The organism is Burkholderia sp. Bp9031, assembly GCF_003857965.1.
Classification (GTDB): Bacteria; Pseudomonadota; Gammaproteobacteria; order Burkholderiales; family Burkholderiaceae; genus Burkholderia; species Burkholderia ambifaria_A.
The window spans coordinates 30,163-42,897 of record NZ_QTPW01000026.1 but is presented as its reverse complement, the minus strand read 5'-3'; the positions used below and the strand labels follow the sequence as shown (position 1 = coordinate 42,897).

General features: G+C 65.3%; 11 protein-coding genes and 1 pseudogene. 7 read left to right on the top strand and 5 right to left on the bottom strand.

From position 1 onward, the window contains the following. Window positions 1-48 precede the first annotated feature (48 nt). The gene (locus tag DIE15_RS27080; RefSeq protein ID WP_057928770.1) at window positions 49-1,500 is read left to right on the top strand and encodes an MFS transporter; all 1,452 of its coding nucleotides are present in this window, start codon (window positions 49-51) and stop codon (window positions 1,498-1,500) included. Between the two features lie 55 nt (window positions 1,501-1,555). Here the strand turns inward: DIE15_RS27080 and DIE15_RS27075 are convergent, their stop codons facing one another. Then, window positions 1,556-2,461, bottom strand: coding sequence for a LysR family transcriptional regulator (locus tag DIE15_RS27075; RefSeq protein WP_057928771.1), 906 nt, complete (start codon window positions 2,459-2,461; stop codon window positions 1,556-1,558). Between the two features lie 104 nt (window positions 2,462-2,565). Between DIE15_RS27075 and DIE15_RS27070 the strand changes: the two genes are divergently transcribed. Further along, on the top strand, window positions 2,566-6,171 hold the full coding sequence (locus tag DIE15_RS27070) for an indolepyruvate ferredoxin oxidoreductase family protein (RefSeq protein ID WP_124834794.1): 3,606 nt from the start codon (window positions 2,566-2,568) through the stop codon (window positions 6,169-6,171). A gap of 129 nt (window positions 6,172-6,300) precedes the next feature. On the opposite strand, the gene DIE15_RS27065 is transcribed toward DIE15_RS27070, so the two are convergent. From DIE15_RS27065 to DIE15_RS27055, 3 genes are all read right to left on the bottom strand, one after another. Continuing rightward, window positions 6,301-6,603, bottom strand: coding sequence for an XRE family transcriptional regulator (locus DIE15_RS27065; RefSeq protein WP_124834793.1), 303 nt, complete (start codon window positions 6,601-6,603; stop codon window positions 6,301-6,303). An 88-nt stretch (window positions 6,604-6,691) separates the two neighbouring features. Beyond that, window positions 6,692-7,846, bottom strand: coding sequence for a branched-chain amino acid ABC transporter substrate-binding protein (locus DIE15_RS27060; RefSeq protein WP_124834792.1), 1,155 nt, complete (start codon window positions 7,844-7,846; stop codon window positions 6,692-6,694). A 335-nt stretch (window positions 7,847-8,181) separates the two neighbouring features. Beyond that, window positions 8,182-8,385: a hypothetical protein gene (locus tag DIE15_RS27055; protein WP_124834791.1), complete on the bottom strand. Its 204-nt coding sequence runs from the start codon at window positions 8,383-8,385 to the stop codon at window positions 8,182-8,184. A gap of 256 nt (window positions 8,386-8,641) precedes the next feature. Between DIE15_RS27055 and DIE15_RS27050 the strand changes: the two genes are divergently transcribed. The 3 genes from DIE15_RS27050 to DIE15_RS27040 all read left to right on the top strand — a co-directional run bounded on the left by DIE15_RS27050 (window position 8,642) and on the right by DIE15_RS27040 (window position 10,431). After that, a complete protein-coding gene (locus DIE15_RS27050) occupies window positions 8,642-9,301 on the top strand; it encodes a hypothetical protein (protein ID WP_057928778.1) in 660 nt (219 codons plus the stop codon). A gap of 33 nt (window positions 9,302-9,334) precedes the next feature. Continuing rightward, window positions 9,335-9,802, top strand: a complete 468-nt coding sequence (locus DIE15_RS27045) for a sodium:proline symporter (RefSeq protein WP_124834790.1) — start codon at window positions 9,335-9,337, stop codon at window positions 9,800-9,802. Window positions 9,803-9,957: 155 nt separating this feature from the next. Further along, window positions 9,958-10,431, top strand: a complete 474-nt coding sequence (locus tag DIE15_RS27040; protein ID WP_124834789.1) for a hypothetical protein — start codon at window positions 9,958-9,960, stop codon at window positions 10,429-10,431. Between the two features lie 33 nt (window positions 10,432-10,464). Here the strand turns inward: DIE15_RS27040 and DIE15_RS27035 are convergent, their stop codons facing one another. Continuing rightward, window positions 10,465-11,772 carry an MFS transporter gene (locus tag DIE15_RS27035; RefSeq protein ID WP_124834788.1) on the bottom strand — a complete coding sequence of 436 codons (1,308 nt, stop codon included), beginning with the start codon at window positions 11,770-11,772 and terminating at the stop codon, window positions 10,465-10,467. A 274-nt stretch (window positions 11,773-12,046) separates the two neighbouring features. On the opposite strand from DIE15_RS27035, the gene DIE15_RS37180 reads away from it, so the two are divergent. Together DIE15_RS37180 and DIE15_RS27030 are read left to right on the top strand one after the other, a co-directional pair. Further along, window positions 12,047-12,217, top strand: a complete 171-nt coding sequence (locus DIE15_RS37180) for a hypothetical protein (RefSeq protein ID WP_160327481.1) — start codon at window positions 12,047-12,049, stop codon at window positions 12,215-12,217. A 169-nt stretch (window positions 12,218-12,386) separates the two neighbouring features. After that, window positions 12,387-12,560 (top strand): annotated as a pseudogene (locus DIE15_RS27030) (arginase family protein); the annotation flags it as partial. Window positions 12,561-12,735: the final 175 nt, after the last annotated feature.

Here is a 12,735-nt window from a genome sequence, read left to right as displayed (position 1 = left end):
CCGCACGCGCGCGTTCGCACATTCCAATCAAGAGACAAGGAGACAGACATGGCCATTCTGGAGCGCGCATCGAACCTGCGCGTCGCCGAACACACAGGAGCCGCGGCGGCCGCATCGGCCGCGTCGGCGGCCGACATGGGCGCGATTTCGGCACGCCTCGACAGGCTTCCCGCGACGCGTGCGGTCTGGAAACTGATTCTGCTGCTCAGCCTCGGCTTCTTTTTCGAGCTCTACGATCTGCTCTTTACCGGCTACATCGCACCCGGTCTTGTGAAGAGCCACATTCTCACGCCGACGACGGCCGGCCTGTTCGGCACGTCGGGCGTGGCGAGTTTCATCGCCGCGCTGTTCTGCGGGCTGTTTCTCGGCACGGCTGCCTGCGGCTTCCTCGCCGACCGCTTCGGCCGGCGGTCGATCTTCACGTGGTCGTTGCTATGGTACGTCGCGGCCAACACGGTGATGGCGTTCCAGGACACCGCGAGCGGCCTGAACTTCTGGCGCTTCGTGTCGGGGATGGGCATCGGCGTCGAGCTGGTCACCATCGGCACGTACATGTCGGAACTCGCGCCCAAGCATCTGCGCGGTCGCGCGTTCGCGATCTGCCAGACGATCGGCTTCTCGGCCGTGCCCGTCGTCGCGTTCCTGTCCTATCTGCTGGTGCCCGCGGCACCGTTCGGCGTCGACGGCTGGAGATGGGTCGTGCTGCTCGGCGGGATCAGCGCATTGTTCGTCTGGTACTTCCGTCGCAATCTGCCGGAAAGCCCGCGCTGGCTCGCGGGCAAGGGCCGCATCCGGGACGCCGACGAAGTGCTCTCGCGCCTGGAAGAACAGGTCGCGCGGCAGTACGGGCGGCCGCTGCCCGAGCCCGGCCCGGCCGACCCCGTTCCGCGCAACGCGGGATTCGCCGACATGCTGAGGCCGCCGTACCGGAAACGCACGCTGATGCTCGTGATCTTCCACATCTTCCAGACCGTCGGTTTCTACGGTTTCGCGAACTGGGTGCCGACGCTGCTCGTCAAGCAGGGCATCACCGTGACGTCGAGCCTGCTGTACACGACGATCATCGGCCTTGCCGCGCCGCTCGGGCCGTTGCTCGGCTACTGGATCGCCGACCGCTTCGAGCGCAAGCACGTGATCGTGTGCATGGCCGCGCTCAACATCGTGAGCGGGTTGCTGTTCAGCCAGGCGTCAGCGGCGGTGGCGATCGTGACGCTGGGCGTGCTGCTGACGCTGGCCGGCAACATCATCTCGTTTACGTATCACGCGTACCAGCAGGAGCTTTATCCGACGGCCATTCGTGCGCGTGCGGTCGGCTTCGTCTATTCGTGGAGCCGCCTGTCGGCGGTGTTCAGCTCGTTCGTCATCGCGTTCACGCTGAAGGAATTCGGCGTCACGGGGGTATTCGTATTCATTGCCGGCGCGATGGCGCTCGTCATGCTCGCGATCGGACTGATGGGCCCGAGAACGCTCGGCCAGTCGCTCGAACGCATTTCGCACTGAGCGGCAAACCGCGTGCGCAGCGGCCGATGTCGCGGGCCGCCGCGCGCGATGCGGTTCACGTGCCGCACGCATGAATCAGGAACTGCTGCAGCGCGGCGGCCGGCGCGCTCAGCTGCGCGCCCTTCGCCCAGATCATGCCGGCGTCCATTTGCGGCACGGCGTCCAGAATCGGCCGCGCTTCGATCCGCTTGCCTTCGAGCGACCACGGCCGGAACACCATGTCGGACAGCACGGTCACGCCGAAGCCGTGCGCGACCAGTCCGCGCAGCGCTTCCATCGAGCTGGTGCGAAACGCGATGTTCGGCACGATCCCTTTCTTTTTCCAGTAGCGCAGCGTCGACTGCTCGCCCTCGTCCACCGTGATCAGGATGTATGGATGCGCGGCGATGTCCTTCAGCGACGGCGCGTCGAGCTGCGCGAGCGGATGGGTCGGCGCGACCCACAGCTGCCGCCGCGAGCGGATCAGGACCTGGCTGCCGAACCGGCTCAGCTTGTCGACGTTCGACAGCAGCACCACGCCGATGTCGACGTCGCCGTCGAGCACAGCCCGTTCGCTATCGGCCCGCTCCATGTCGCGCAGGTCGAATTCGATGAACGGATAGGTCGCGCGAAAGCGGGCGAGCAGTTCCGGCAGGAAATAGCCGAGCACCGTGTAGGACGCGGCGATGCGCACGGTGCCGCGCATGTCGTGCGAGCGGAACGGCGGCTTGTGCACCGCATCGCGCGCGGCGTCGAGCACGCGGCGCGCATGGTTGTAGAAATCCTGGCCGTCGGGCGTGAGCGCGACGCCTTGCGGCAGCCGCTCGAAGAGCCGTGTGCCGAGACCGTGTTCCAGCGCCAGCACCGCATTGGTGATCGCCGATTGCGACACATGTTCATTCGCCGCCGCCATCGAAAACTGGCCGGTCTGGGCGGCCGCCGCGAAGTAGCGCAACTGCCGGAGCGTGAGATCGAATGCCATCTGATTTTCGGATACCAGGATTGTCTATTTGTGATTTTACGATACCAATTCGGCTTCCTATACTGCGCTGAAAAATCACCAGTTCCCCCGGAGACAGCCCTGCCATGAACGCGCCAGATCCCGCCGTTGTGTCGCTCCAGCCGGCCGAAACGGCCGCCACGTCCGCCGCGCCCGACCCTTCCGTTTCGCTCGACGACAAGTACACGCTCGAAAAGGGCCGCGTCTACATCAGCGGCACGCAGGCGCTGGTGCGGCTGCCGATGCTCCAGAAGGCGCGCGACCTGAAGGCCGGGTTGAACACGGCCGGCTTCGTGTCCGGCTATCGCGGCTCGCCGCTCGGCGCGCTCGATCAATCGCTATGGAAGGCGAAACGTCACCTGCAGGCGAACGACATCGTGTTCCAGCCGGGCGTGAACGAGGACCTTGCGGCAACCGCCGTCTGGGGCACGCAGCAGATCAACCTGTGGCCGGGCGCGACGCGCGACGGCGTGTTCGGCATGTGGTACGGCAAGGGCCCCGGCGTCGATCGTACCGGCGACGTGTTCAAGCACGCGAACTCCGCCGGCAGCGATGCGCACGGCGGCGTGTTGGTGCTCGCGGGCGACGACCACGCGGCGAAGTCGTCGTCGGTCGCGCACCAGTCGGAGCACGCGTTCATCGCGGCGGGCATTCCGGTGCTCTATCCGGCCAACGTGCAGGAATATCTGGACTACGGGCTGCACGGCTGGGCGATGAGCCGCTACTCCGGCCTGTGGGTGGCGATGAAGTGCGTGACCGACGTGATCGAATCCACCGCATCGATCGACCTCGATCCGGACCGCGTCGAGATCGTCACGCCGACCGATTACGCGATGCCGGAAGACGGCCTCAATATCCGCTGGCCCGATGCGCCGCTCGCGCAGGAGGCGCGGCTGCTCGACGAGAAGTGGTATGCGGCGCTCGCTTATGTTCGCGCGAACCGGCTGAACCGCATCGTGATCGATTCGCCGACGCCGCGCATCGGCATCATCACCGCGGGCAAGGCGTATCTCGACGTGCGCCAGGCGCTGAGCGATCTCGGCCTCGACGACGAAACCTGCGCGAAGATCGGCCTGCGCGTGCTCAAGGTCGGCTGCGTGTGGCCGCTCGATGCGCAGGACGCGCGTGCATTCGCCACGGGCCTGGAGGAGATCCTCGTCGTCGAGGAAAAGCGCCAGATTCTCGAATACGCGCTGAAGGAAGAGCTGTACAACTGGCGCGAGGATGTGCGTCCGAAGATCTACGGAAAATTCGACGAACGCGACAACGAAGGCGGCGAATGGTCGGTGCCGCGCGGCGACTGGCTGCTGCCCGCGCACTACGAGCTGTCGCCGGCACTCATCGCGAAGGCGATTGCGCGGCGCCTGTCGCGTGCGGAGCTGCCCGACGAGGTGCGCGCACGCATGCTCGCGCGCGTCGCGATCATCGATGCGAAGGAGCGCGACGCGGCGAAGCCGCGCGTGTCCGTCGAGCGCAAGCCGTGGTTCTGCTCGGGCTGTCCGCACAATACGTCGACGAACGTGCCGGAAGGCTCGCGCGCGCTGGCGGGGATCGGTTGCCACTACATGTCGATGTGGATGGACCGCAAGACGGAAACGTTCAGCCAGATGGGCGGAGAGGGCGTTGCGTGGCTGGGCCAGATGCACTTTTCCGGCGACAAGCATGTGTTCGTGAATCTCGGCGACGGCACCTACTTCCATTCGGGCCTCCTCGCGATTCGCGCGGCCATCGCGTCGAACGCGAACATCACGTACAAGATTCTCTACAACGACGCGGTCGCGATGACGGGCGGCCAGCCGGTCGACGGCGTGCTGACGGTGCCGCAGATCGCGCACCAGGTGAGCGCGGAAGGCGCGAAGCGCATCGTGATCGTGACGGACGAGCCGGAGAAGTACGACGCCGGTGTCGCGCTGCCCGCCGGCGTCGACGTGCATCATCGCGACCGGCTGGATTCGGTTCAGCGCATGCTGCGCGACATCGCGGGCACGACGGTGCTGATCTACGACCAGACCTGCGCGACCGAGAAGCGGCGGCGCCGCAAGCGCGGCGCCTATCCCGATCCTGCGCGCCGCGCGTTCATCAACGATGCCGTGTGCGAAGGGTGCGGCGACTGTTCGGTGCAGTCGAATTGCCTGTCCGTCGAGCCGCTCGAGACGCCGCTCGGCACGAAACGCAAGATCAACCAGTCGTCGTGCAACAAGGATTTCTCCTGCGTGAAGGGCTTTTGCCCGAGCTTCGTGATGGCCGAGGGTGCGCAGCTGCGCAAGCCTGCGGCGGCAAGCGGCGGCAGCGCGGACGCTTTCGACTTCGATGCGTTGCCGATGCCGTCGTTGCCGACCCTCGCGGGCGCATACGGGATTCTCGTGACGGGCGTCGGCGGCACGGGCGTCGTGACGATCGGCGGACTGATCGGCATGGCCGCCCATATCGAACGCAAGGGTGTGACGGTGCTCGACATGGCCGGTCTCGCGCAGAAGGGCGGCGCGGTTCTCAGCCATGTGCAGATCGCGGCGACGCCCGACGCGCTGCACGCGACGCGCATCGCGACCGGCGAAGCACGGCTCGTTATCGGGTGCGATGCGATCGTGTCGGCATCGAACGACGTGCTGTCGCGCACGCGGCATGGGGTGACGGTTGCCGCGATCAACAGCGGCGCGACCCCGACCGCGGAATTCGTCAAGAATCCGAAATGGGTGTTCCCGGGTACGCAGACCGAGGCCGAACTGCGCGAGAGCATCGGGGACGGGTGCGCGTTCATCGATGCGAACAAGCTCGCCCTCGCGCTGCTCGGCGATTCGATCTACAGCAATCCGCTGCTGCTCGGCTTCGCGTGGCAGAAAGGCTGGCTGCCGCTGGAACTGGCGAGCTTGCTGCGCGCGATCGAGCTCAATGGCGTGTCGGTCGAGAAGAACCAGCACGCGTTCAAACTCGGACGCTATATCGCGCATCACGGTGCTGCCGCGATGCAGCCGATCATCGAGCCCGTGGCCGCGCCGCGGCAAACCGTGGTGCGGATGCCCGAGTCGCTCGACACGCTGATCGGCACGCGCGTGGCGTTGCTGAGCGCGTACCAGAACGACGCGTATGCGCGGCGCTATCGCGACGTGATCGACCGCATCCGGGCCAAGGAGGCGGCGATCACCGGCGCTTCGGCACTGCCGCTTACGCGCGCCGTTGCGGCGAACCTGGCGAAGCTCATGGCGTACAAGGACGAATACGAGGTCGCGCGTCTGTATGCCGATCCGGCTTATCTGGAGAAACTGCGTCAGCAGTTCGACGGTGTCCCGGGGCGGGACTACACGCTGAACTTTTATCTTGCGCCGCCGCTGCTTGCGAAGCGCGATGAACACGGGCACCTGCAGAAGAAGCGCTTCGGCCCGTGGGTCCTGCCGGTCTTCCGTATGCTGGCGACACTGAAGGGGCTGCGCGGCACGCCGTTCGACATATTCGGTCGCACCGCCGAACGGCGCGACGAGCGCCGGCTGATTGCCGACTACATCGCGCTCGTCGACGAGTTTTGCGCGACGCTCGATGCCGAGCGCCTTCCGGTCGCGCTGCAACTCGCCAACCTTCCCGACGACATTCGCGGCTTCGGCCACGTGAAGGCGCGCAACATGGCGGCAGCGGAGCACAAGCGGGAGCGGTTGCTGCAGACATACCGGATGCCGATGCGATCGGCCGCGATCGCCTGACGTTCATCGGCGGCGCGCAAGGCCGACTGTCGGGCCGGGCTCGCCGTCGTGCGTCATGCGGGCAGATTCGCGCGGCGCGCGGTGGGCGCGCAGTTCGGCGTGAAGCAGCGGCCGATCGGCCGCGGCAGTTCATGAATCGTCGTTTCGGCGCTTTCCGGCACGCGGCTTGGCCGCCGCCGGAAATGCGCCGACGCCGCGCGGCCGTTTCGGTTCGATGGCCGTCTTGCCGATCACGTGCCGGAAATCGATCTCGTGCGCGGCGAGCGCGCCGATGAGGGTCGCGATGACCGCCAGGTGGGAAGGGACGATGCCCTTGCTCGAATAGTTCGTGATGGAACTTTCGTTCATCCGGATCAGACGGGCGAATTCGCGCGCCGTCAACTGCGCTTTCTTCAACTCCTGTTGAAATTCCGCATACGCCATTGCACACATGTCGCTTCATCTCCGCGAGACTTGAATCGGCTCCGCGCGGCGCCGGCGTCGACGGGTGGCGTTCCCGTCGTGCCGGCGTTGCGCGGTGTTACATCTTCACCTGGTCGAGGAAGGTCTTCTTGCCGCTCTTGTAGCCGTAGATCGAGATGATTCCGTGCGTCAGGTCGCCCTTCGCGTCGAACGTCGTCGTGCCGATCACGCCTTCGTACTTCGTCGATGGCATCACGGCGAGGATCTTCGCCGGGTCCGTCGAATTCGCGCGCTTCATCGCGTCGACGGCGATGTAGACCGCGTCGTACGCGAACGGCGCATCGAACTTGATGCCCTGGTTGAAGCGCTTCTGGTACTTCGCGAGGAACGCCGCGCCGCCCGGCATCTTCTCGAGCGCCGCGCCCGCCTGCGAGCACAGCACGTTGTCGGCCGCCGGGCCGGCCAGCTCGGCCAGCGAGTCGGTGCACACGCCGTCGCCGGACAGGATCTTCGCGCGCAGGCCGAGCTGTTTCGCCTGCTTCGCGAGCGGGCCGCCGGTGGCGTCCATGCCGCCGTACATGATCGCGTCGGGGTTCTCGCCCTTGACCTTCGTGAGAATCGCGCGGAAGTCGACGGCCTTGTCGTTGGTCGCATCGTGCGACAGCACCTTCAGGCCGAGCGCCTTCGCCTTCTTCTCGAATTCGTTCGCGAGACCCTGGCCATACGCGGTCGAATCGTCGATCACGGCGACGCTCTTCACGCCCTTCGACTGCGCGTAGCTCGCGAGTGCCGGGCCCTGCTGCGCGTCGGTCGCGACCACGCGGTAGGTCGTCTTGAAGCCCTGCTGCGTATAGGTTGGGTTCGTGGCCGACGGCGAGATTTGCACGATGCCCGCGTCGCTGTAGATTTTCGACGCCGGGATCGACGTGCCCGAGTTCAGGTGGCCGATGACGGCGACGACCTTGTCGTCGACGAGCTTCTGCGCGACTTGCGTCGCCTGTCGCGGGTCGGCCGCGTCATCCTGCGCGTCGAGCTGCAGCGTGATCTTCTTGCCGCCGATCGTCAGGCCCTTCGCATTGATTTCCTCGACCGCGAGGCGCGCACCGTTCTCGTTGTCCTTGCCCAGGTGCGAAATGCCGCCCGTCGTCGGTTCGACGCTGCCGATCTTCACGACCTGGTCGGCCATCGCGCCCGACGCGGCCGCGAATGCGGCGGCTGCCAGTGCGACGGTGATCAGGGGTTTGCAGCGCATGCCGACAGTGCTTCGTTCCATCTGCCATCTCCGTTGATTGATAGTTCTATCGCCGTCCGGCCGTCCGCGCGCCCTTGTGAGGCGATCGGCGTGCCGGACGAATCTTCATGACCCGTGACGGGTTTGGTTTGCATGCCGCCAGGCAGTCGATGTCGACGAACGACGCTGGCGCCATGCAGTGTCCGAGCGAGCGGGCGAATTCATCTGACGATATGCAATGGGGCTGAATATATCCGAACGCATGCTTCGGCGAATTGCGCAATCCTGCGCAAATGTGACGCGATCGCGCGGCTGTCTGCCGGCCCGTCGTGCGAGGGTGTGGCCGTCTCGCCGTCTCGCGCCGTCGATTGTTCCGATTATTCGGCTTGGCCGATATCGATGGCCATGGACAGTGCGATGCAATCAATCGCGAACTGTTCGGTCGATTTGTCTGCACACTTTTTGGCGCTGCGCGGGAATGCGCAATCGCGCGCAGCGCAATGCAGCGCCGAGGCCGTCACTTGATTGATGCAACTAACGGTCAATCCCGGCGGCGTTGACAAATTGGCGTCGACCCACACGAGCAGCGCATGTCATTCGCTTCGCAGATGACGGGGCCCGGCTTGAAGGGCTCGCGCTGATGGCGCGGATGCGGGCGGCGCTAGCGCAGGCGGCAGCGTGTCGGCGTGCGCAACGAAGCGTGTGTCGACGTCGCTGCTGCTCGACTCGGGATGCCGGATCGCCGACAATGCGACCGCGAAAATCCGCGAGATCCCGAAAATGAACGAAAATCGAGAGTTTCAGCAGACATGTGGATGCAGAGGGAGAGAGTAAGTAATGAATAGACCAGACAAGTCGTCGAAAGCGCGTGAGGCGCTCGACCAGCTGTTTTCGGGCATGGCGCCCGCGGACGCGCAGCAGCGCGCGTCGCGTCCGGGCAATCCGTTCGAAGCGGCAGGCGACCCCGCCGGCGCCGACGGACGGGTCGAAGTCACGTTGTCGACGCGAATCCAGCTGCGCGGCTATCCGGGCGCGGATGCGTTCATGAAGCGCATGGCCGAAGCCTGGGGCCTCACATGGGGCCCGTACGACGCCGTGCGTGCAACGGCCACGCTGCCGGCCGGCTGGCGCTCGCGCCGGCTTCCGGAAGTCACGCAGATCGTCGACGAACGCGACGTATTGCGCGCGGAAAGCAGCCTGCAGGGCGGCGAGATGTCGTACCTGAAAGTGCATCCGCGCTACTACATCGACGCGCGCAAGGGCTTCGGCTGGCGCAAGTCGTCGAAGGCGTCCGACGATCCGGATCTCGACGGTCCCGACTGGAACTGCTACGTGATGGATCGGGAAAAGTCCGTCGAAGTGCACGAGCTGACGACGTCGTCGTCGAAGGCCGATCTGGACAACGCGCGTGCGACGTTGCTGAAATGGCTCGACGAGCACTATCCGAAGCATCGCGATCCGTTCGCGTACTGGACGGACTGCGAACGGCCTCTGTAAGCCCGCACGGCGCGCCGCGATCGCGGAGGGCAAATGAAACGGAACGGTCCGGTCCCGATTCTCTGCGCGGCGTTCGGCGCGGCGCTGGGCTCGACCGTCATCGAGCTGATGCTCTGGCCGATCGCCGGCGAAGACGCGCTTCACAACCTGCTGCGCGACGCACGCCTGACGGCCGCCATCGTGATGGGGCGCTCCGTGCTCGGCGCGTCCGCGGGGTTCGATCCCGCGATCATGGGCGTGGCGACGCTGGTGCATGCCGCGCTGTCGCTTGCCTATGCGGCCGTGCTGGCGAAACTGGTCCGCAACCTGTCGCCCGGCGCCGCGCTGTTTGCGGGCGGCGCGTTCGGACTCGTTCTCTACGGCGTCAACCTGTACGCGTTCACCGCGATCTTTCCGTGGTTCGTTCCTGTGCGCGGCGCGATCACGCTGGTCGCTCATCTGGTCTTCGGCGTGAGCGCGGCGGGCGTCTACTGCATCGTCCGGCGTTCGCCGCGCGCATGATCGTCGGCGCTCGCCGCGTCGCACTTTCGCATCACGACCCCTGGAATAACCCGGCGTGCCCTATCGTTTAATGGTCGGGTGACCCTATACGAAGGCGGGCGCCGTGCGTGACGCCAGGGGTCGAGTGGTCGGGGGCAACCATGCAGGAGCCGATCATGTGCAACTTGTTTCGATTCGGGATGGGCATCGTCTGTCTCGGGTGTTCGGTGTGCGTCCTTGCGCAAACGTACGACGACTCGCCGGACGAAGGCGTCCGTTGCCGTGCGGTCGTCGCGCAAGCGGAAATCGACGGCACGGAGCAGCAGATCGTCGGGCGTGCGTGCCGGCAAGGCGACGGCACCTGGCAGATGGAGCAAAGCCCGGACGGCAGCATCGTGTGGTATCCGGACACCGCCTATCCGTACACCGACCCGTGGTACTGGGGGCCGGCGGTGTTCGTCGGCACGGGCGTGAGTTTCGTCTTCATCGACCGCTTCCATCATCGCCATCACTTCGACCACTTCGGTCGCGTCGGTCACTTCGACGGGGGCGTGCGCGGCCGGGTCGGCGTTCCGATGGGCGGGGGCTTTCACCGTGAGCCGGCGTTCGTCGGCGGTGGCCACGGGTTCGGTGGCATGCGGCGGCATTGAGCCGCCGCTCGCGATCACATCGGGAGGGCAAAGCTAGATGGCATGACTGGCCGATACCGTGGCGACTCGCGCGGGTACCAGGCGAATCAGGAGAAGCATCCCCAGCAGCAGCAGGCTCGCCACCACCGAGAGGGCGACATACGGCGTGCCGTAGCGGCTCGTGAGCATGCCCATCAGTCCCGAGCCGAACGCGCCACCGAGCGATCCCAACGCGCTGATCATGGCGATGCCGGCTGGCGCACTGCGCCTGTCGAGTTGCGCGGTCGGAATCGTCCAGAACAGGATCGGCACCGTGAACATGGCGAGCTGTGCAATGCAGACCAGCACGACCGTGGCACGGATATCACCCACCGTGATCCGCAGCAGCAACAGGCATAGCGCGGTGGCAAGGAAGCAGCCGGCCAGATGCCAGCGTCGCTCCAGGTAGCGATCGGAGCTGTACGCAATCACGACGTTGCCCACCATGGTGAAGACGGAAATCAGGCCGGACAGCGAGCCGATGGTCGCAATACTGGAGACGCCCGCCGCCTTCAGGATCGTGGGTGTCCAGAACGTGACGGTGCTCAGGCCCAGATGAACGCTGAAGTAGACGACGGTCAATCCGATCACGCGCCGGTCGAACAGGATCGAAAGCAACGTTGCCCGGCCCGCTGAAACCATCGCGTTGTCTTGCGCGGCCTGGAGATCGCGCGCGAGCATGTCTCGTTCCGTACTGGAAAGCCAGGTCACGCTTTCGGGACGATCGCTCAACAGGAACGGCGCGAGTATCCCGAGTGCAATGGCCGGCAGGCCTTCGAGCAGGAACAGCCACTGCCATCCGCGCAGCCCCCAGCTGCCTTGCATCTGGTTCATGATCCAGCCCGATAGCGGGCCGCCCGTGATACCGGCGATCGGCACGGCGAGCAGAAGGATGCTGTTGACGCGCGCCCGCACCGCATCGGGAAACCAGTACGAGAGATACAACATCAGGCCCGGAAAAAATCCGGCCTCTGCCGCTCCCAGCAAGAAGCGCACGAAGTAAAGCGACGCAGCACCGCTCACGAACATCTGCGCAACCGTACACAGGCCCCAGAGCACCATGATCCGCAGCAGCGTCCGCTTCGCGCCAATGCGTGCGAGCAACAGGTTGCTCGGCAACTCGAACGCGGCATAGCTCACGTAGAACACGCCCGTCGCGACACCAAAGACAGTCTCGCTCAAACCGAGATCCGTCAGGAACTGCAGCTTGGCGAAACTGATGTTCACCCGGTCGACGAAGTTCAGGACGTAACACAGAAACAAGAACGGCAAGATACGCAGCGCGATCTTCTGGTAGAGCCGTGAGGACCGAAACAGGGACATTGGCACTCCTCTTCGTCAGGGCTGGATAACGACTCGATCCTTGCCGTGTGCGCGCCGGTTGGCACGGTGAGCGAATCTCGGGGCACATATCCGTCAATGTCGTCGACCGCAGCGGCGGACGCCGGCACGACAGAAATGGTCGCTTGGACCGAGGCACGCAAGCCCGTACGGGTTGCTGCCATCACGCTCGATCCTGCGGCGAATTCTAGGTTGTCGATGCGGCATCGCGCTCTCGGTGGTTTCCACTACATCCCGTAATTTGGAATTTTCGTCAATGTTATTGGGTGAATATTTAGACGAAATGTCTCATAAATTCCGTAATGAGGAATTGTTGCGTAATGAAATTGCAAGGCGCACCACCGTGCCGGCGATCGACCTGATTGCGGGCATGCCTGATGGAATCGGCTCGGCCCGCGTTGAGGCGCGACATTGCTTGCGGGCGTGATCAACCACAGCGGCCTCGCGTGGATCGCCCGGCCGCTCGCCGGTGCCGCTGATCATTCGCGTGTGGGGCGAAAACGATTCGATCGTGCGCACCGCGACCGGCCTGCTGGTCGTGTCGATGCGGTCCGCGCTGCTGTCGGCGCCGTTGCGCAGTATCCGCTGTCACGGACGCTACGACGCCGGCGCTGTCGATCATCCGCGGGCTCACGTCGATCGACATGGTCGGCGCGGACGTGGTCGAGGTCGAGGTCGCGCCCGCCTACGATCATGCGGACATTGCCGCGCTCGCCGCCGCACACGTCGCGAGCGAGCTGATCTGCCTGTTCAGGCACCGTGCGGGCGCGTCGTGTGCGTCCCGAAGAACGCAGTGCCGATGCCGCTTCAATGAATTCGTTATCCGAATCGAATGGGGCCTGCTGCGGGCAACACCGCAATCCGAGGGATCGACCACGCAGCGACGGGGGAGCAGGTCAAACGAAAGGGATCGCAGCGACGACGCGCGCATTTTCCCGCCGTCGT